Here is a 19,672-nt window from a genome sequence, read left to right on the forward strand (position 1 = left end):
TGGATCATGTGCGCGCGCCCTTATCGATAGGGCGCGTCGGCGGCAAGATTCGCCGCGATCGCGCGTTCCCATTTGTCGCCATTGGCGAGCAGCTTGGCCTTGTCATAGAGCAGTTCCTCGCGCGTTTCGGTCGCGAATTCGAAGTTCGGCCCCTCGACCACCGCATCGACCGGGCATGCTTCCTGACAGAAGCCGCAATAGATGCATTTGGTCATGTCGATGTCGTAGCGCGTCGTGCGGCGCGAGCCGTCTTCACGCGGCTCGGCCTCGATCGTGATCGCCTGCGCCGGGCACACCGCTTCGCACAGCTTGCACGCGATGCAGCGTTCCTCGCCGTTCGGATAACGACGCAGCGCATGCTCACCGCGGAAACGCGGCGACAGCGGGTTCTTCTCGAACGGATAGTTGATCGTCGCCTTCGGCTTGAAGAAATATTTCAGCGTGAGGGCGTGCGCTTTCACAAACTCCCACAGAGTGAAGCTTTTGATGAGGTGGGCAATGGTACTCATGAATACCTCGTCAGCATCAGATAGCCGGAGATCAGGAAGATCCAGAGAAGCGAAATCGGCAGGAAGACTTTCCAGCCCAGCCGCATCAGCTGGTCATAGCGGTAGCGCGGGACGGTCGCCTTGACCCAGCTGAAGACGAAGAAGAAGAACAGGATCTTCGCGAACAGCCAGATGATGCCGGGAACGACATAGAGCGGCGCCCAGTCGATCGGCGGCAGCCAGCCGCCCCAGAAGAGCACCGCGTTGAGCGTGCACATCAGCAGGACATTGGCATACTCGCCGAGCCAGAAGAGCGCGAAGCTCATCGACGAATATTCGGTCTGATACCCCGCGACGAGTTCGCTTTCCGCTTCGGTCAGGTCGAACGGCGCGCGCGCGGTTTCGGCGAGCGACGAGATCAGGAACATCACCGCGAGCGGGAAGAGCAGCAGGTTGAAGCCGAAGGCGTTGACGATGCCGAGACCGTGGCCGATCTGCGCCTTGACGATCTCGTTCATGTTGAAGCTGTCGGCGAACAGCACGACGCCGATCAGGATGAAGCCGATCGAGACCTCATAGCTGATCATCTGCGCCGAGGCGCGCATCGCGGAAAAGAAGGGGTATTTCGAGTTCGACGCCCAGCCCGACAGGATCACGCCATAGACGCCGAGCGACGAGATCGCGAGGATGTAGAGCAATCCGACGTTGATGTCGGCGAGCACCGCGCCCGAATTGAACGGGATCACCGCCCACGCCATCAGCGCCACCGTGAAGGTGATGATCGGCGCGATCAGGAACAGGCCTCTGTTTGCCGAGGTCGGGATGATCGTTTCCTGCAGGAACACTTTCAAACCGTCGGCAAACGACTGCAACAGGCCGAACGGACCGACGACGTTCGGCCCGCGGCGCAGCGCGATCGCCGCCCAGATCTTGCGGTCGGCGTAAATGATCATCGCAACCGCGAGCATCAGCGGCAGCGCGATGAGCAGGATGCCCGCGATCGTCGCTACGCCCCACGCCCAGTTCGGGTCCATGCCCCAGGAGATAAAAGTCTCGGTCATTTCCTGGCCCCGTCCTGGTTTTTCCAACCATTATGCGGCCCGGGCTTTTCCGACTTGCGCGGATTGAACCCGCGCCAGACCGAATAGCCCATCCCGACCAGCAACACGCTGGCGATCGCATGCACCGGGTTCATTCCGCGGCCTCCGCAAAATCGACACCATGAACCAGCTCTTCCGAGCAGCGCTGCATCGTCGGCGACGCGCGGCAGATGGCGTTGGTGAGGTAGAAATCCTTGATCGGCGACGGGATCGCGCGCGCTTCGGGCTTCGCGGGCAGCTTCGGCACCGTCCAGCCATAGTCGGCGAGACCTTCGACGCCGAGCGCCGGCACCGCGGCGATCATCGCCGCGCGGCACTGCGCGAAGCTGTCAAAACCGACCGACACGCCGAGCGCATCGGCGAGCGCCCGGAAAATGCTCCAGTCCTCGCGCGCGTCACCCGGTGCGAACACCGCCTTTTCGCTACGCTGGACCCGGCCCTCGGTATTGACCGTGGTGAAATCCTTTTCGGTCCACGCCGCCGCCGGCAGGATGACGTCGGCCGCATGCGCGCCCTTGTCGCCATGATGGCCGACATAGACCTTCACCGTCTTGTCGAAAGCGGTGAAATCGACCTCGTCGGCGCCAAGGAAAAAGGCGAGCTTCGGCTGTGCCCGGACAATATCCCCGATCCCGCCCGGCTGCGCATAGCCAAGCATCAATCCGCCCATGCGGCTCGCCGCCATATGGACCACGCTGAAGCCGTTCCAGCCGTCTTTGACCGCGTTTGCCGACTTGGCGAGCGCCAGCGCCGCGCCGTGAACGCCGGGTACGGCAAGCGCACCGCCGCCGATAATGATCAGCGGACGTTCGGCGCCATCGAGCGCATCGGCCGCGGCCTTCGGGAGCTTCGCCACGAGCGAGGCATCGTCGCCGAGCCATTCGACCTTGTAGGTCTGATCCTTCTCGGGCCCGATCGCGAAGACCTTCGCGCCCTTCTTCCATACCGCCTTGCGCAGGCGCGTGTTGATGAGCGGCGCTTCCCAGCGCAGGTTCGTGCCGACGAGCAGGATCACATCGGCATTTTCGGCCTCGGCGATGCCGGTGTTGAAATTGACCGCCGACAGGCTGGTGACGTCATAATCAAGCCCGGTCTGACGGCCTTCGAGCAGGTTACCGCCGAGCGCGTTCACCAGCGCCTTTGCGGCGAACATCGTTTCGCAATCGGTCATATCGCCTGCAATCGCGGCCACCGACGCCCCCGCGTTGACGGCCTTGATCGCGTCGAAGGCTTCGCTCCACGATGCTTCGACAAGCTGACCGCCCTTGCGGATGTACGGACGGTCGAGGCGGCGACGGACGAGGCCATCGACATGGTGGCGCGTCTTGTCGCTCGCCCATTCCTCGTTCACATCATCGTTGACCCGCGGCAGCACGCGCAGAACCTGACGGCCACGCGCGTCGATACGCACGTTCGTCCCGACCGCATCCATCATATCGATGCCAAGCGTCTTGGTCAGCTCCCATGGACGCGCTTCGAACGCGTAGGGCTTGCTGGTCAGCGCGCCGACCGGGCACAGATCGACGATGTTGCCCGACAATTCGCTGCCCACCGCACGTTCGAGGTACGACGTGATCTGCATATTTTCGCCGCGATAGATCGCGCCGACATCTTCCACGCCCGCGACTTCCTCCGCAAAGCGGACGCAGCGCGTGCACTGGATGCAGCGGGTCATCACCGTCTTGACGATCGGACCCATATATTTCTCGGTGACCGCGCGCTTGTTCTCGTCATAGCGCGTCGCACCGCGGCCATAGGCGACCGACTGATCCTGCAGGTCGCATTCGCCGCCCTGATCGCAGATCGGGCAGTCGAGCGGGTGGTTGATGAGCAGGAACTCCATCACCCCTTCGCGCGCCTTCTTCACCATCGGGCTGTCGGTCTTGATGATCTGGCCCTCGGCGGTCGGCAGCGCGCACGATGCCTGCGGCTTCGGCGGCCCGGGCGCGACCTCGACGAGGCACATGCGGCAATTGCCGGCGATCGACAGGCGCTCGTGGTAGCAGAAGCGCGGAATTTCCTTCCCCGCCATCTCGCACGCCTGCAGAACGGTCGCGCCCTGCGGAACGTCGAGTTCTACGCCATCTACGGTTACTTTAGGCATTATTCGGCTGCCTCCAGCGCGCCGCCATTCTCGCGGATGCGGCGCTCGATTTCGGGGCGGAAATGCTTGATCAGGCCCTGGATCGGCCAAGCGGCGGCATCACCGAGTGCGCAGATCGTGTGGCCTTCGACCTGCTTGGTCACGTCGAACAGCGTGTCGATCTCGCTGATGTCGGCGTCGCCGGTGCGCAACCGTTCCATCACGCGCCACATCCAGCCGGTGCCTTCGCGGCACGGCGTGCACTGGCCGCAGCTTTCGTGCTTGTAGAAATAGCTGATGCGGCTGATCGCCTGAATCACGTCGGTCGACTTGTCCATCACGATCGCGGCGGCGGTGCCGAGGCCCGATCCGACGGCCTTCAGTCCGTCGAAGTCCATCGGCGCGTCCATGATTTCGGCTGCGGGGACGAGCGGAACCGACGACCCGCCCGGGATCACCGCGAGCAGGTTGTCCCAGCCCCCGCGGATACCGCCGCAATGCTTGTCGATCAGTTCGCGGAAGGTGATGCCCATCTCTTCCTCGACGACGCACGGGCGCTCGACATGGCCCGATATCTGGAAGAGCTTCGTGCCCTTGTTATTCTCGCGCCCGAAGGACGAGAACCACGGCGCGCCGCGGCGCAGGATCGTCGGGACGACCGCGATACTTTCGACATTGTTCACCGTCGTCGGGCAGCCATAGAGGCCCGCACCCGCCGGAAACGGCGGCTTCAGGCGCGGCTGGCCCTTCTTGCCCTCAAGGCTTTCGATCATCGCGGTTTCTTCGCCGCAGATGTATGCGCCGGCGCCGCGGTGGACGAAGACGTCGAAGTCATAGCCCGACTTTGCCGCATTCTTGCCGAGCAGGCCCGCGTCATACGCCTCCTGCACCGCCGCGAACAAAGTCTCGGCCTCGCGGATGAACTCGCCGCGAATGTAGATGTATGCGGCGCGCGCGCGCATCGCGAAGCCCGCGATCAACGCGCCTTCGATCAGCTTGTGCGGATCGTGGCGGATGATCTCGCGGTCCTTGCACGAACCGGGTTCGGATTCGTCGGCGTTGATCACGAGAAAGCTCGGGCGGTCGGCGCGCGGCTCCTTCGGCATGAACGACCATTTAAGGCCGGTCGGGAACCCTGCCCCGCCGCGGCCGCGCAGGCCCGACGCCTTGATCTCCTCGATGATCGCGTCCTGGCCGCGCTTCATCAGATCCTTGGTATTGTCCCAATCGCCGCGCGCCTGCGCGGACTTCAGATTCCATGGCTGGAACCCATAGAGATTGGTGAAAATGCGATCCTTGTCAGCGAGCATGGCTGGCCTCACTCACCCTTCTGCTTGCCGGCCTGACGTGCGGCAAAGACTGCAATAAATACGACGGCAACCCCCATGAAAGCGGCACCCAACGCAATCCAGACCGCCATCACCAATCCTTCCGGTAATCGTGGTTGGCCTCGACCATTTCCTTCAGCGTCGTCGGGCCGCCCTCGGGTTCGCTCGTATGACGCCCGGGATTTTGCGTGCCCGCCTTGGGCGTCTTGCCCGCAGCAAGATCGTCGAGCAGGCGTACCGTGCTGTCGTAGTCGAGATCTTCGTAATTATCGTCGTTGATCTGAACCATCGGCGCGTTGGTGCACGTGCCCATGCACTCGACCTCGGTCAGCGTGAACAGGCCGTCGGGCGTCGTCTTGCCTTTCGTCATCCCGCGATTCTTGCACGCCGCCATGACATCGTCCGACCCGCGCAGCAGGCACGGCGTCGTGCCGCAGACCTGCACATGATAGCGGCCAACGGGGACGAGGTTGTACATCGTATAGAAGGTAGCGACTTCATAGGCGCGGATGAACGGCATATCGAGCGCGGCGGCGACATATTCGATCACCGGCACGGGCAACCAGCCCTGCGTTTGCGTTTCCGCGCCGACCTGACGCTGCGCCAGGTCGAGCAACGGCATAACGGCCGAACGCTGACGCCCCGCGGGATAGCGCGCGATGACGGCCTTCGCCTTCTCGGCATTTTCGGCCGTCCACGCAAAAGCGCCCCAGCGTGCGCGGGTTTCGGCTTCGTCGGGAATATTGGGTGCGTCAGCCATCAGCGGTCACACTCTCCGAAAACGACGTCAATGGCGCCGATAATTGCAGTAGTATCGGCGAGCATGTGGCCTTTCGACATCATGTCCATCGCCTGAAGGTGGCTGAACGCCGTAGGGCGGATCTTGCAGCGATACGGCTTGTTGGTGCCGTCGCTGACCAGATAGACGCCGAACTCACCCTTGGGGCTTTCGGTCGCGACGTAAACTTCGCCCGCGGGGACGTGGAAACCCTCGGTGTAGAGCTTGAAGTGGTGGATCAGCGATTCCATCGACTGCTTCATCTCGCCGCGCTTCGGCGGGACGACCTTGCGGTCGAGGCTGGCGATCGGACCCGTGGGCATGTCGCGCAGGCACTGGAGGATGATGCGCGCCGACTGATAGACTTCCTGCACGCGGACCATGAAACGGTCGTAGCAGTCGCCGCGCGTGCCGACGGGAATGTCGAAGTCCATCTTGGCATAGGCATCATAGGGCTGCGACTTGCGCAGATCCCATGCGATACCGCTGCCGCGGATCATCGGGCCCGAGAAGCCCCATGCCAGCGCGTCTTCCTTCGACACCGTCGCGATATCAACGTTGCGCTGCTTGAAGATGCGGTTGTCGATGACGAGGCTCATCGCGTCGCCGAACAGTTTGGGCAGGCGCTTTTCGCACCATTCGCCGATGTCGTAGAGCAGCCGCTCGGGCACATCCTGATGGACGCCGCCCGGGCGGAACCAGGCCGAGTGCATGCGCGCGCCCGAAGCGCGTTCGAAGAAATTGAGGCAATCCTCGCGCAGCTCGAACACCCAGAGGTTCGGGGTCATCGCGCCGACGTCCATGACGTGCGACCCGATGTTGAGCATATGGTTGCAGATACGCGTCAGCTCGGCAAACAAGGTGCGCAGATATTGCGCGCGCGCCGGAACTTCGAGGTCGAGCAACTTCTCGATGGCGAGCACGTACGAGTGCTCCATCCCGAGCGGCGAGCAATAGTCGAGCCGGTCGAAATAGGGCAAAGCCTGCAGGTAGGTCTTGTACTCGATCAGCTTTTCGGTGCCGCGGTGCAGCAGACCGACGTGCGGATCGACGCGTTCGATGATTTCACCGTCGAGTTCGAGCACGAGACGCAGCACGCCGTGCGCCGCGGGATGCTGCGGGCCGAAATTGATCGTGTAGTTGGTGACCGCCTGATCGCCCGCGGTATCGGCGGTATCGACCGGATAACCTTCGAACAGGTCGCCGCCATAGTGATGCACGTTCGGAGAATCGGTCATGATGCGTCACCTCCTTTGGGCTTGCGCGGCGCGCGCGGCTTCGCGGGCGCCTTTTCGGCCTTGGCAGTCGCGGGCGTTTTCGCGGCTTTGGTCGCGGGTTTCGCGCTCGCGCCGTCGCGACTCGTCTTCGCGGCCTTCAGGTTCGTCTTTGCCCCTGCCCCTGTTTGCGCAGGGTTTTCGGTGGTCTTCGGTGTCGGTGGCGGCGGAGCCTTCGCCTTGTCGTCAGCCGCCTTTACCTGCGCCGCAGTCATCGGCGACGGCGCGCCCTTGCCCGGCGCTTCGCCCGTCCCGCCGGCTTTCTCGTCGCCCGGCAGCACATAATCGGCACCTTCCCACGGCGACATGAAGTCGAAATTGCGGAAATCCTGCGCCAGCTTCACGGGTTCATAAACGACGCGCTTGTCCTCTTCGGAATAGCGCAGCTCGGTATAGCCGGTCAGCGGGAAGTCCTTGCGCTGCGGATGCCCCTGAAAACCATAGTCGGTCAGGATGCGGCGCAGGTCAGGGTTGCCGGCGAACAGCACCCCATACATGTCGAACACTTCGCGCTCGAGCCAGCCGGCGACCGGCCAAACCGGCACGATGCTCGGCACCGGCGTTGCTTCGTCGGTACAGACGCGAACGCGCAGGCGATGATTCCGAGTGACGCTGAGCAGGTGGTAGACCACCTCGAAACGCTCGGCACGGTCGGGGTAATCGACCCCGGCGATTTCCATCAACTGCTGATATTCGAGATTGTCGCGCAGTGCGATCATCACGCCGGCAACGGCTTCGCGGCGCACGGTGATGCTGTCCTCGCCGACGACAAAGGCATGCGCGATCAGGTCGTCGCCGAGCAGCTTGTCGAGCGCAGCACCAATGCCCTCGCGGGGCGCGATCAGGGGAGCAGGACTGGCCATCAGCGTTCGATCGTCCCGGTGCGGCGGATTTTCCGCTGCAACTGCATCACGCCATAGAGCAGCGCTTCGGCGGTCGGCGGGCAACCGGGGACATAGATATCCACGGGCACGATGCGATCGCAGCCGCGCACCACCGAATAGCTGTAGTGATAATAGCCGCCGCCATTGGCGCAGCTACCCATCGAAATGACATATTTCGGGTTCGACATCTGGTCGTAGACGCGGCGCAGCGCCGGCGCCATCTTGTTGCACAGCGTTCCCGCGACGATCATCACATCCGACTGGCGCGGGCTGGCGCGCGGCGCGGCGCCAAAGCGCTCCATGTCATAACGCGGCATGTTGACGTGAATCATCTCGACCGCGCAGCACGCGAGTCCGAAAGTCATCCACCAGAGCGACCCGGTCCGCGCCCAGTTGAACAGGTCCTCGGTCGAGGTGACAAGGAAGCCCTTGTCGCCGACTTCGCTGTTGAGGTCGTCGAAAAAGCTCTGATCCGGGTTCGTACCGGGAGCGACCGGCATCTGGCCGGGCATGATGATGCTGGAAGTGCTCATTCCCAATCCAACGCGCCTTTTTTCCACGCGTACACAAGGCCGAGCGTAAGTTCGGCGAGGAAAATCATCATCGTGGCCCAACCGGCCCAGCCGATTTCCTCGAGGCTTACCGCCCAGGGAAAGAGGAAGGCCGCTTCAAGGTCGAAGATGATGAAAAGGATGGCGACGAGGTAGAAACGCACGTCGAACTGGCTGCGCGCATCCTCGAACGCCGGGAAGCCGCATTCATATTCGGTCAGTTTCGCCGGATCGGGCTTATGCGCCCCTGTCAGCCGCGCGACGCCCATCGGCAGGAAGACGAAGGCGGAAGACAGGCCGACGGCGATGACCAGAAAGATCAGGATCGGCAAATATTGCGTCAGATCGACCATGGGAGCTCGCAGTTCTGTTGTTTTGGGGTGTCTCGCACCCGTTTATGGGGGGCGCTTTAGGCCAGCGGGCCGCGTGTCGCAAGCGCTGCGGGCAGGATTTTCGTATCCCGTGTGACCAAAAGCATAATGCATGCTGGCGAGCAGCCCTATCGCTGTGATACCCAATCGAAAAAGGGTCGCAGTGCCGCGCTTTTCGGGCGCAACTTCGTTTAAGGGAGCATCCATGGGACCAATCACCGTTCGCGCCGCTCTGGCCTTGGGAGCCGTCGCACTTTTTCCGGCGACTCCGGCACACGCCGAGCTGATCAACGCAACGAATCCGGCAACGATCAAGGCGATCGTCGAGTCGCAGGGCTGGCCAGCGACGATCGTCGCCAAACCGGGCGACGATCCCTATATCGAAAGCAATCGCGGCGGCCTCAAATTCCTCGTCCTCTTCATGAACTGCGAAGAGGGCAAGAAATGCAAGACGCTGCAATATTACATGGGCTTCAGCGACGCAAAGGACGTCTCGCTCGACAAGCTCAACAAGTGGAACAAGGACAAGCGCTTCGCCCGCGCATACAAGGATGACGAAGGCGATCCGGTTCTCGAAATGGACGTCGATCTCGATTTTGGCGGCATCCCGCGCGAGAATGTCGGCGAAACCTTCAATACCTGGGCGTCGCTGATGGACAGCTTTCGCGAGTATGTTTTCGAGAAGTGAGCTGAACGATCACTCGTCACCCCGGACTTGCCGGATCAAGTCCGGCATGACGAAGATCACGCGTTGCGCAGCGCGCCCGCGACGAGCTTCTGCAGTTTCGAATGCACCGCCGCGCTGCCAGCAATGAACTCGCTACGCTCGATCGCGCGGTCGCCGCCGCGGAAATCGCTGACGAAGCCGCCGGCCTCGCGCACGAGCAACATCCCCGCGGCAACATCCCACACCTGGAGGTCGCTTTCCCAGAAACCGTCGTAGCGCCCCGCCGCGACCCACGCGAGGTCGAGGCTCGCCGCGCCGAAGCGGCGGATGCCGGCAACTTCAGGCGCGACTGCACCGAATATGCGGCTCCACTGCGCCATATTGCCATGGCCCATGTACGGGATTCCGGTCGAGATCAGGCATTCGTTGAGGTGGCGACGCGACGCGACGCGCAGGCGCCGGTCGTGCAGCCAGGCGCCGCGGCCGCGTTCGGCCCAATAGCTTTCGTCAGTGACGGGCTGGTAGACCAGCGCCGCCGTGACATCGCCCCAGCCGCCGCCGGGCTTGGGTTCCTGCACTGCGATCGAGATCGCGAAATGCGGGATGGCGTGAAGGAAGTTCGAGGTGCCGTCGAGCGGGTCGATGATGAAGCGCGGCTTGCCATATTCGCCCTCGATCTCGCCGGCCTCTTCCATCTTGAAGCCCCAACCCGGACGCGCGTGGGTCAGTTCGTCATAAAGCGTGCGCTCGGCCGCCTGATCGGCCTTCGACACGAAGTCGGCGGGCCCCTTCTGCGAGACCTGCAGATGCTCGATCTCGCCGAAGTCGCGGCGCAGTTTCGTGCCGGCCTTGCGTGCGGCGCGTTCCATGACGGTGATGATGCCGGATACGGCCATTTTCTATTCCTCCAACACGTCGCCCCCGCGAAGGCGGGGGCCGTTGGCAATCTTGCTCTACATCGACAGCGGCCCCCGCCTGCGCGGGGGCGACATTACTTAATCCGCGCGGCGGACATATTCGCGGTCGTACACATGCACGACGATGCGGGTTCCGCTGGTGATGTGCGGCGGCACCATCACGCGCACGCCATTGTCGAGGATCGCGGGCTTGTACGACGACGATGCCGTCTGCCCCTTCACGACCGCGTCGGCCTCGACGATCGTCGCTTCGATCGTTTCGGGGAGTTCGACCGAGATCGGGCGTTCTTCCCAAAGCTCGAGCACGACGTCCATTCCGTCCTGCAGGAACTCGTGCGCTTCGCCGACGACATCCTTGCCGATGTTGATCTGTTCGAAGCTGTCCTTGTCCATGAACACCAGGTCGTCGCCCTCGGCATAGAGGAACTGGAAATCCTTGGTGTCGAGGCGGACCTTTTCAACCGTGTCGGCGCTGCGGAAACGGTTGTTGAGCTTGCGTCCGTCGATCAGATTCTTGGCTTCGACCTGCATATAGGCGCCGCCCTTGCCCGGCTGGGTGTGCTGGATCTTGGTGACCTTCCAGATGCCGCCTTCATATTCGATAATATTGCCGGGACGGATTTCAACACCGGTGATCTTCATCGCGCACACTCACAGTTTCAAGGATGGAAAGAGCAAAGCGGTGCCCTTCGGCACCGCTATCAGGTGCGCGCCTTTAGCCGTGCGCGCACCGAAGGGCAAGTCAGGGAGTCGCAACGACCATGGCGCGCGTGCGCCGGTAGCTGAACCACACCAGCCCGACGAACAGCAGAAGACCGACCCACGGTGCATAGGGCGCATAGCCGTCGCCGACGACCGCCAGCGGTGCATCGCTGCCGCTGCCCGCGACGATGCCGGCATAGAGTACGCCGAACAGGCTTTCGCCGACGATCATGCCCGTCGCGGTCAGCACGCCCATACGGTGCGCGAAGCTTGCGTTCGGCCGCTTCGCCGCCCAGCGGTCATAGAACCAGCCGCCGACCGCGCCGATCACCACCGGCAGGATCACCGCCATGGGAAGATAGATTCCGATGCCGATGGCCAGCGGCGGCAGGCGAAGCTTGCCGGCGCGGCCCAGCAGCGCATCGACGATGATGAAGCCAATCCCGGCGACCGCGCCATAGCCTAGCATCGTCCAGTTGAGGTCGCCGCCCAGCACGCCCTGCGCGAGCGACGAGATCAGCCCTGCCTGCGGCGCCGCCAGCGCGTTCGGCCCGGCCCCCGGCGCGCCGACGAAGCCGAGCGTTTCGTTGAGCACGTTGAGCACCGGCGGAACGACGAGCGAACCGAAGATCACGCCGATGATCAGCGCGACCTGCTGCTTCCACGGCGTCGCGCCGACGAGTTGACCGGTCTTGAGGTCCTGGAGATTGTCGTTCGAGATCGTCGCGATGCCGAACACGAGGCCGGTGACGATCAGCGCATAGGCCACCATCGCGGCGATTTCTTCGTCACCGCCACCACGACCGAGCAGGCCAAGGAGGAGAAGCGACGACGCGATGATCGCAAGGATGCCGATGCCTGACACCGGCGAGTTCGACGCACCGATCAGGCCCGCCATATAGCCGGTGACCGACGCGATCATCAGCCCGACGATGATGATGAACAGGATTGCGCCCGCGATCAGCGCGAACGACGCGCCGGCGAGCGGTCCGCCCGACAGCTCGGACCAGAGCAGGATACCGATCGGCAGCATCAGGAACAGAGATCCGCCGAACACCCACTTGATCGACATATCCTGCTCTTCGATCGCCAGCGCCTGCCCGCCCTGCCGCGCGCGGCTCGCAGCCATCGCCGAGCGGATGCCGCCGAGCACCGGCCCCGCGATCTTGATCAGCGTCCAGATCGCCGCGACCGCGATCACCCCAGCGCCAAAGAAGCGCACATCGGCGCGGAAGACGGTGTTCGCCAGCGTTTCGGCATCGCCTGCCCCGCCTTGCGTCAGGATCGGAAGCAGCACCCACCAGCCGGTGATCAGCCCGACGAGCTGCGCCATGCCGACCGACAGGCCAACAAGATGTCCGACGCCGAACAGTGCGAAGGCGAGCCCGCCCGCGACGCCGGTGGCGCCGCTGCCGACCGCGAACCAGCGCGCGACTTCGGCCCCCGCAAGCTTCATCTGTGTGAGCAGGGTAAAGCCCGCTGCGACGAGCGAGTTCCACATCAGCGCCGACAGCCCCGCCTTATTCTCTTCGGCTCCTTCCGCACTTGCAGCACCCACCTGCAGCACTTCGGCGGCAGCGCGGCCCTCGGGATAAGGCAAATCCGAATCGACGACGAGGGCGCGGCGCAACGGCACCGAGAAGAGAACGCCCAATATGCCGCCGAGCATCGTGATCGCGGTGGTTTCGAGCAACGGGAAGCCCTGCCAGTAACCAACCATGACGAGTCCGGGCAGAACGAAGATGATCGCCGCCAGCGTGCCCGCGGCGCTCGCGATCGTCTGGACGATATTATTCTCGAGGATCGTCGAACCCGCCATATAGCGCAGCAGCGCCATCGAAATCACTGCCGCGGGGATCGAGGTCGCAAAGGTCAGACCGACCTTCAGCCCCAGATAGACGTTCGCCGCGGTGAATGCCAAAGTCAGCAGGCCGCCAAGCAGGATCGCGCGGATCGTGAGTTCGCGGCCGCGCGAGGTCGGCGTGGTGGTTTCAGTCATCAAAAATCTCCCCGCCCGCTGTCTTGCGGGACGCCGTGTCCCGCGCAAGTAAAAAAGCCACCGGTCGATCCTTTGGCCGAGCCCCGTTGGACCGAAACGCCAAAAGCGACAGGCCGATGGTCTTTTGACGCAACGATCCAATATGGTGGCCGACATCAAGGCCATATCGCTGCCCATGATGAATAGCGACCTTTCAAATCTTACACCGCCGCTCCCTCGCGGCACCGCAGCAACGTCGTCGCGCGGGGCGCCTTGCGCCGGCCTTTTTGGCTGGCGCAAGGATGCGGCGGCACCGCCGGCGCCCAAAGATCGCCCGAAGACGCCGGGCCGCGACTATCCCGCCGGCTGATCTTCCAGCAGCGCACCGAAAGCGCGCACCGCGGCGGCCGGTCCTTCGGGATGCGCCCAAACGCCGCCCGATACAGCGAGAAAATCCGCCCCCGCCTCGACAAGCGTATGCGCATTGTCGACGGTGATCCCGCCGATCGCAACGCAGGGCAGTTCGAACATGCCCTGCCACCATTCGAGAATCTCGGGGTCGGCATGATGCTCGACCGCCTTGGTCGTCGTCGGGAAAAAGGCGCCGAAAGCGACATAGTCCGCCCCCGCCTCGCCCGCTTCCATGGCCAGATGACGGCTTGCATGGCACGTCACGCCGATCTGCGTTTGCGGCCCGAGCAATTGCCGCGCCTCCCTGGGATCGCCGTCACCCTGCCCCAGATGTACGCCGTCAGCGCCCAGCCGTTTCGCGAGCGCGATATCATCGTTGACGATAAAGGCCACGTCGCGCGCGGCGCAAAGCGCCTGGAGTGGCTCGGCAAGCCGCGCCGCCTCGTGCTGGTCGATATCCTTGACGCGAAACTGGAACGCCGCGACCGGCCCGGCGTCAAGCGCCTCGGTTAACCGGTCGGGAAAATCGCTACCGACGTCGAGCGGCGAAATGAGGTAAAGCTGGCAGGTTGGTGCTTTCATGGCGCGTTCATAGCGGCGAGGTCACAGACGGGCAAATGCAGAACATCCACCGCATCGCGATCTTCGCCCTCCCCGCTGCGCTTGCCCTTTCGGCGTGCGCCACGACGCGCGACGCGCCGCTTCCCGACGGCAGCGATGTCGCGCTCGGGCAAAAAGCCTATGTTGACGGCCCGATCGTCCAACCGGTTGAAGTCGTCGAGGACAGCCGTTGCCCGATGAACGCACGTTGCGTCTGGGCGGGCCGCGTCCGGCTCAAGATGGTCTGGATTCGCGGCAACGGCGAAAGGCAGCTATTCGAGGCAACCCTTGGCGAGCCGACGCAGCTGGCCGACGGGCAGTTCACGCTCGAATCAGTGCGCCCCGAAAAGCGCACCGATGTGGCGATCAAACCCGACGATTATCGTTTTTCGTTCCGCTTCGCGGGCGGACTCTAGCGCACCCGCGCTAGGACGAAACCGTCCCATTTCTTCGCGCCGACGGTCTGCACCGCGGTCGCATCAAGACGCGGATCGGCGCCCAGCATATCGAACAGCGCACGCGTCCCGATGATGCGCTCGTCATCGCTGTCGGCATCCAGCACCCCGCCTTCGCGTACGACATTGTCGACGACGATGGTCGTGCCCGAGCGGCCGAGCCGGATCGCTTCGGCGACATAATGGGCATTGCCCTGCTTGTCGGCGTCGATGAAGACGAAGTCGAACGGCGCTTCGCCCGTCATCGCGGCAAGGCTGTCCACCGCGGGGCCGACTCGAATGTCGACGCGGTCTGACACCCCGGCACGCTCCAGATTTTCTCGCGCTACCCGCGCGTGATGCGTTTCGAGTTCGAGGGTTACGAGCGATCCGCCGTCAGGTAACGCCCGGGCCAGCCAGATCGTCGAATAGCCGCCGAGCGTTCCGACTTCGAGGATGCGCCTGGCGCCCGCCATCTGCGCGAGCAGGAAGAGCATCTTGCCCTGCGCCGCCGACACGTCGATCGGCGGCAAGCCTTGTTCGGCGTTGTTCGCGAGGGTGGTGGCAAGCGCATCGTCGTCGCCGAGCAGTGTGGCGGCGATGTAGTCGTCGACGGCTTGCCACCTCTCTCCCATCACCTAGGCCACGGAGGCCGCGTGAATTTCGTTGATCGCGCCGCCAAGCGAGCGGTTGAATTCGTCATCGCTCATCTGGTGGCGCAGGTCTTCGAGCAGGGCCCGGCTGAAGCTTGCGATGATACCCGGGTTCTTCGCCAGTTCGACGCAGGCTTCGGGACGCGCAAAGCCGCCCGACAACGCGACGACGCGCAGCACCTTCGGATGATCGACCAGCGGCTGGAACAGGCCGGCCTCGGTCGGCAGCGACAGCTTCAGCATGACCGGCGCGTCGGTCCAGGCGTCGAGCGCCGCCAGCGTTTCCTTGAGAAGCAGGCGATCCGCCGCGTCGCGCTCGGCGCTCTTGATGTTCACTTCGGGTTCGATGATCGGGACAAGGCCGTGCGCGGCGATGCGCGCGGCTTCGGCAAACTGCTGTGCGACGATGGCCTTGATGCCGACGGGATTCGCGAGATTGACGACGCTCCGCATCTTGGTGCCGAACACGCCCTTCGCGACTGCTCGTTCGCAAAGCGCATCGAGCCCCGGATTGGCCTTCATCAACTGGACGCCGTCGGCTTCGTCTTCAAGACCCTTGTCGACCTTCAGGAACGGCACGACCCCGCGCTCCCAGAGCAACGCCGGAACCGGTTTGCCGCCCGCGTCGCCGTCCATCGTGCGCTCGAACAGGATCGCACCGATCACCTTCTCACCATTGAAACAGGGCGAGGTGACGATGCGGCTGCGCATATCGTGGATCAGCCCGAACATTTCCTCGTCATTCGAGAAAGCGTCCGCTTCGATGCCGTATCCCTTCAATGCCTTGGGCGTCGAACCCCCGCTCTGGTCGAGTGCGGCGATAAAGCCCTGCCCCGATTTGATCTGGTCCAGCATCTCGGCATTGGCGGCGGTCATAATATCTCCGATCGTTTGCATACGTATGTGACGCGCACGCCGCATAACGGCGGTGACGCTGCGATGCAATGCGTTGCGACCGGTATGCGACCGTCAGCCCCTGATTGCCGGCCACATGATCAAGCGCCGCCCAACGGCCGGGCGAAAAGCGAAAGGCCCAGCTCGACGACCGGTATCGTACCCCGGTAATAGTTTATACCGCATCGCAACCAGCCCGGCATCAGCACCGCATCGCCCGGAACCAGCCCGACGCTGACGCGCGCGCCCGCGTCGAGTTCACCGTCGGGGGCCTGAAACGCAATGCCGGGCTCATGCATGGCCCGCATCGGCATGCGCGGATCCTCGGCTATCATTTCACCTCCCGCACCCGCTTCGCCGGAAAGTCGCAGGACCGCGCTCCAATATGCTCCGCTATCGCAGATCGGAGATACGCTTCGACCCGCCGGTACGATGCGTGCTGCCAGCGACAGAGCCCAGGCGTGGCGCGGTGGGCGCCGGTCGGTATCGGCGCTGAAGCGTTCCGCCAGGATTGTCATCTGCTGCGCCCATTGAACGGCCTCGTCTGACATCACGTCGGCCTCGACCGGATGCCAGACGGGTTCGCCTTCGGGATCGGGCATCGAATGCCGGATCGATGCGGCAAGATCGTCGAAGCAGGCCGTAAAGGACTGACGGATCAGCGGGGTTTCGAAAAACCGGTTGACCACAAGTTCAACCATGGTCGCCGCCCAGATACAGGTTGATCGCGATTGAAAGCCGTACGCCCCCTCCCCGATAGGGCCGCACGGCGTGCTGCAGCCAAGAAGGGAAGATCACGACAAGGCCGCTGCGTGGCCGCATCCATACCTCATGGTTGTCCAGCGTGTCGTCGGGCCGGCGATAGCGAAGGTCGGGCATCGACATGCGCACCATGGGAAAACGCGGGTCGAGGAACGTCAGCTCTCCTCCGAGCGCGCGATCCTGCGAGCCGGCGTAGCCGTCGTCGACATAATAGACCACGGACCAAAGCGAGCCCGGATGAGCATGCGTCTGGTTGGATGCTCCAGCCGGAGAGGCATTGGCCCACATTTCGGCGATCCAGGGACGGTCGCCCTGTCCGATGGTGATCGACGCACATCGATCGATGACATGCTCGCGCAAGCGCAACGCAGCCTCGCCGCCCCAGCGATGCAGATCGAGATCCGATTGCCATCCCATCAGATTCGACTTCGACACGCCGCGGTCGGCTTGATGGCGCGCCAGAATCGCACTGCGCAGACCTGCATTCCAGGCAGGCGCGTCCGGCCATGGTGCCGCCAGAACGGGCGTTGCGAAATGCGATTCGACGCGTGTTTCGCCTACCCGTTCCAAGCTTCTACTCCATCAGCGCCACGACACCCGGCAAGGCTTTGCCTTCCATCCATTCGAGGAAGGCGCCGCCGGCGGTCGAGACGAAGGTGAAGTCGCCTGCAACACCGGCATGGTTGAGCGCGGCCACTGTATCGCCGCCGCCGGCGACCGAGATCAGCGAACCTTCGCGGGTGAGCGCGGCGGCGATCCTGGCGAGCGCGACGGTCGCGGTGTCGAACGGCGGCGTCTCGAACGCGCCGAGCGGGCCGTTCCAGACGAGCGTGCGGCAATTCTTGAGGACGTCTGCCAAGGCTTCCACCGCGGCGGGGCCGACGTCGAGGATCATCTCGTCGGCCGCGACCTCATGGACGTTGACGGTGCGCGTCGGCGGATTGGGGGCGAATTCCTTCGCCACCACGACGTCATAGGGAAGGTGGATCGTGCAACCCGCCGCGTCAGCGGCATCGAAGATCGCATTGGCGGTATCGACAAGGTCATGCTCGCACAGCGATTTGCCAACATCGACGCCGCGCGCGGCGAGGAAGGTATTGGCCATGCCGCCGCCGATGATCAGATGGTCAACCTTGCTCACAAGATGGCGCAACACGTCGATCTTGCTCGACACCTTGGCGCCGCCAACGACCGCGGCGACCGGATGCGCGGGGTTGCCGAGCGCGGCGTCGAGCGCCTTCAGTTCCGCTTCCATCGCGCGGCCGGCGTAGGCGGGCAAACGGCGCGCGATACCCTCGGTCGAACCATGCGCGCGGTGCGCCGCCGAAAAGGCGTCGTTGACGTACAGGTCACCGATCTCGGCCAGTCCGTCGGCAAAGGCTGGGTCGTTCCTTTCCTCGCCGGGATAGAAACGCGTGTTTTCGAGCACCGCGACGTCGCCTGCGGCGAGCACCGCGATTCCCGCCTTTGCGCCTTCGCCGACGGCTTCGGGGATGAACATGACCGAGTGGCCAAGGATATCCTCGACGCCGCCCATCACGAGGCTCAGCGACTGGGTCGGGTTCTTCGCGCCCTTCGGCCGCCCGAAGTGCGCGAGAAGCAGGACGATGGCGCCCTTGTCCGACAATTCGCGGATCGTCGGCATTGCCGCCTGAATCCGCGTCGCGTCGCTGACCGCGCCTTCGAACATCGGGACGTTGAGGTCGACGCGCACGAGAACGCGCTTGCCGGTGACGTCACCGATATCGTCGAGAGTCTTGAACGCGGTCATCGACGTTTCCTTCGGGTTCAGAGGAATTTGGCGATCACGCCCGCGGTGTCGATCATGCGGTTCGAGAAGCCCCATTCATTGTCATACCAGCTGAGCACGCGCACCAGCTTGCCGTCGATCACCGCGGTTTCGAGGCTGTCGATCGTCGAGCTCGCCGCATTATGGTTGAAGTCGATCGAAACCAGCGGTTCCTCGGTAAAGCCGAGCACGCCCTTCAGCGGACCTTCGGCGGCCGCCTTGAGCACCGCGTTGACTTCTTCCCTGGTGGTCTCGCGCAGCGGCGTGAAGGTCAGGTCCACCACCGACACATTCGGGGTCGGAACGCGGATCGACGACCCGTCGAGCTTGCCCTTGAGTTCGGGCAGGACCAGGCCGACGGCCACCGCTGCACCGGTCGAGGTCGGGATCATCGACATCGCTGCGGCGCGGGCGCGACGCGGGTCGTCGTGGATCTGGTCGAGGATCTTCTGATCGTTCGTATAGGCATGGATCGTGGTCATCAGACCGCGCTCGATACCGATCGCCTCGTGCAGCACCTTGGCAAAGGGTGCGAGGCAGTTGGTCGTGCACGACGCGTTCGAGATGATCAGGTGATCGGCGGTGATCTTGTCGTCGTTGACGCCATAGACGACGGTCAGATCGACTTCCTTGGCGGGGGCGGAGATCAGCACACGCTTGGCGCCCGCGTCGAGATGCTTCTGGCCGCCAGCCTTGTTGGTGAAGAAGCCGGTGCATTCCATCACGATGTCGATGCCGTTCGCGGCATGCGGCAGGGCGGCGGGGTCGCGCTCGGCGGTCACCTGAATGCGCTTGCCGTTGATGACCAGATCATTGCCATCGACTTCGACGCTGCCGTTGAACGCGCCATGCACCGAGTCATGGCGGAGCAGACGGGCATTCGCCTTGGCATCTCCCAGATCATTGATCGACACCAGTTCAAGGTCATGGTCGGTACGTTCCAGAATCGCGCGCGCTACATTGCGGCCGATGCGTCCGAAACCGTTGATTGCAACCTTCACTGCCATG

The 19,672-nt window shown here is 63.6% G+C and carries 21 protein-coding genes; 2 read left to right on the plus strand and 19 right to left on the minus strand.

The window, feature by feature from the left end; genetic code table 11:
* Nucleotides 1-20 precede the first annotated feature (20 nt).
* The 9 genes from nuoI to VN047_RS07635 all read right to left on the minus strand — a co-directional run bounded on the left by nuoI (nucleotide 21) and on the right by VN047_RS07635 (nucleotide 8,839).
* Nucleotides 21-509, minus strand: a complete 489-nt coding sequence (gene nuoI / locus VN047_RS07595) for an NADH-quinone oxidoreductase subunit NuoI (RefSeq protein WP_037510831.1) — start codon at nucleotides 507-509, stop codon at nucleotides 21-23.
* A complete protein-coding gene (gene nuoH, locus VN047_RS07600; protein WP_325541520.1) occupies nucleotides 506-1,549 on the minus strand; it encodes an NADH-quinone oxidoreductase subunit NuoH in 1,044 nt (347 codons plus the stop codon). The genes nuoI and nuoH overlap by 4 nt, the downstream gene beginning before the upstream one ends.
* Before the next feature lie 130 nt (nucleotides 1,550-1,679).
* On the minus strand, nucleotides 1,680-3,692 hold the full coding sequence (gene nuoG / locus VN047_RS07605; protein WP_325541521.1) for an NADH-quinone oxidoreductase subunit NuoG: 2,013 nt from the start codon (nucleotides 3,690-3,692) through the stop codon (nucleotides 1,680-1,682).
* Nucleotides 3,692-4,981 carry an NADH-quinone oxidoreductase subunit NuoF gene (gene nuoF, locus VN047_RS07610; RefSeq protein WP_325541522.1) on the minus strand — a complete coding sequence of 430 codons (1,290 nt, stop codon included), beginning with the start codon at nucleotides 4,979-4,981 and terminating at the stop codon, nucleotides 3,692-3,694. Before nuoF ends, nuoG begins: the two co-directional genes overlap by 1 nt.
* 109 nt (nucleotides 4,982-5,090) lie before the next feature.
* Nucleotides 5,091-5,759 carry an NAD(P)H-dependent oxidoreductase subunit E gene (locus VN047_RS07615; RefSeq protein ID WP_325541523.1) on the minus strand — a complete coding sequence of 223 codons (669 nt, stop codon included), beginning with the start codon at nucleotides 5,757-5,759 and terminating at the stop codon, nucleotides 5,091-5,093.
* Entirely contained in the window at nucleotides 5,759-7,015 is a 1,257-nt protein-coding gene (locus tag VN047_RS07620; protein ID WP_325541524.1) for an NADH-quinone oxidoreductase subunit D, read from the minus strand. The genes VN047_RS07615 and VN047_RS07620 overlap by 1 nt, the downstream gene beginning before the upstream one ends.
* Nucleotides 7,012-7,914, minus strand: a complete 903-nt coding sequence (locus VN047_RS07625; protein WP_325541525.1) for an NADH-quinone oxidoreductase subunit C — start codon at nucleotides 7,912-7,914, stop codon at nucleotides 7,012-7,014. Before VN047_RS07625 ends, VN047_RS07620 begins: the two co-directional genes overlap by 4 nt.
* Nucleotides 7,914-8,468 carry a NuoB/complex I 20 kDa subunit family protein gene (locus VN047_RS07630; protein WP_037510811.1) on the minus strand — a complete coding sequence of 185 codons (555 nt, stop codon included), beginning with the start codon at nucleotides 8,466-8,468 and terminating at the stop codon, nucleotides 7,914-7,916. Before VN047_RS07630 ends, VN047_RS07625 begins: the two co-directional genes overlap by 1 nt.
* Entirely contained in the window at nucleotides 8,465-8,839 is a 375-nt protein-coding gene (locus VN047_RS07635; RefSeq protein ID WP_325541526.1) for an NADH-quinone oxidoreductase subunit A, read from the minus strand. The genes VN047_RS07630 and VN047_RS07635 overlap by 4 nt, the downstream gene beginning before the upstream one ends.
* A 223-nt stretch (nucleotides 8,840-9,062) precedes the next feature.
* Between VN047_RS07635 and VN047_RS07640 the strand changes: the two genes are divergently transcribed.
* Nucleotides 9,063-9,545, plus strand: a complete 483-nt coding sequence (locus VN047_RS07640) for a YbjN domain-containing protein (RefSeq protein ID WP_325541527.1) — start codon at nucleotides 9,063-9,065, stop codon at nucleotides 9,543-9,545.
* Nucleotides 9,546-9,601: 56 nt separating this feature from the next.
* Here the strand turns inward: VN047_RS07640 and VN047_RS07645 are convergent, their stop codons facing one another.
* The 4 genes from VN047_RS07645 to thiE form a co-directional block, all read right to left on the minus strand.
* Nucleotides 9,602-10,420: an inositol monophosphatase family protein gene (locus tag VN047_RS07645; protein WP_325541528.1), complete on the minus strand. Its 819-nt coding sequence runs from the start codon at nucleotides 10,418-10,420 to the stop codon at nucleotides 9,602-9,604.
* Between the two features lie 99 nt (nucleotides 10,421-10,519).
* Entirely contained in the window at nucleotides 10,520-11,083 is a 564-nt protein-coding gene (efp, locus tag VN047_RS07650) for an elongation factor P (protein ID WP_054587901.1), read from the minus strand.
* A gap of 100 nt (nucleotides 11,084-11,183) precedes the next feature.
* Entirely contained in the window at nucleotides 11,184-13,142 is a 1,959-nt protein-coding gene (locus VN047_RS07655; protein WP_325541529.1) for an OPT family oligopeptide transporter, read from the minus strand.
* A gap of 333 nt (nucleotides 13,143-13,475) precedes the next feature.
* Nucleotides 13,476-14,114, minus strand: coding sequence for a thiamine phosphate synthase (gene thiE, locus VN047_RS07660; RefSeq protein WP_325541530.1), 639 nt, complete (start codon nucleotides 14,112-14,114; stop codon nucleotides 13,476-13,478).
* Between the two features lie 35 nt (nucleotides 14,115-14,149).
* On the opposite strand from thiE, the gene VN047_RS07665 reads away from it, so the two are divergent.
* A complete protein-coding gene (locus VN047_RS07665) occupies nucleotides 14,150-14,548 on the plus strand; it encodes a hypothetical protein (RefSeq protein ID WP_325541531.1) in 399 nt (132 codons plus the stop codon).
* Here VN047_RS07665 and VN047_RS07670 read toward each other — a convergent pair.
* The 6 genes from VN047_RS07670 to gap all read right to left on the minus strand — a co-directional run bounded on the left by VN047_RS07670 (nucleotide 14,545) and on the right by gap (nucleotide 19,671).
* Complete coding sequence (locus tag VN047_RS07670; protein ID WP_325541532.1) at nucleotides 14,545-15,201, minus strand: O-methyltransferase; 657 nt, start codon at nucleotides 15,199-15,201, stop codon at nucleotides 14,545-14,547. The genes VN047_RS07665 and VN047_RS07670 overlap by 4 nt on opposite strands.
* A 3-nt stretch (nucleotides 15,202-15,204) precedes the next feature.
* Nucleotides 15,205-16,074, minus strand: coding sequence for a fructose bisphosphate aldolase (locus VN047_RS07675; RefSeq protein WP_325541548.1), 870 nt, complete (start codon nucleotides 16,072-16,074; stop codon nucleotides 15,205-15,207).
* A 140-nt stretch (nucleotides 16,075-16,214) separates the two neighbouring features.
* Nucleotides 16,215-16,814 carry a hypothetical protein gene (locus VN047_RS07680; protein WP_325541533.1) on the minus strand — a complete coding sequence of 200 codons (600 nt, stop codon included), beginning with the start codon at nucleotides 16,812-16,814 and terminating at the stop codon, nucleotides 16,215-16,217.
* Nucleotides 16,807-17,445 carry a TIGR02466 family protein gene (locus VN047_RS07685; protein WP_325541534.1) on the minus strand — a complete coding sequence of 213 codons (639 nt, stop codon included), beginning with the start codon at nucleotides 17,443-17,445 and terminating at the stop codon, nucleotides 16,807-16,809. Before VN047_RS07685 ends, VN047_RS07680 begins: the two co-directional genes overlap by 8 nt.
* A 4-nt stretch (nucleotides 17,446-17,449) precedes the next feature.
* Nucleotides 17,450-18,646, minus strand: a complete 1,197-nt coding sequence (locus VN047_RS07690; protein ID WP_325541535.1) for a phosphoglycerate kinase — start codon at nucleotides 18,644-18,646, stop codon at nucleotides 17,450-17,452.
* 17 nt (nucleotides 18,647-18,663) lie between these two features.
* On the minus strand, nucleotides 18,664-19,671 hold the full coding sequence (gene gap, locus VN047_RS07695) for a type I glyceraldehyde-3-phosphate dehydrogenase (RefSeq protein WP_325541536.1): 1,008 nt from the start codon (nucleotides 19,669-19,671) through the stop codon (nucleotides 18,664-18,666).
* Nucleotide 19,672 lies beyond the last annotated feature (1 nt).

This window comes from Sphingopyxis sp. (assembly GCF_035565275.1).
Lineage (GTDB): Bacteria > Pseudomonadota > Alphaproteobacteria > Sphingomonadales > Sphingomonadaceae > Sphingopyxis.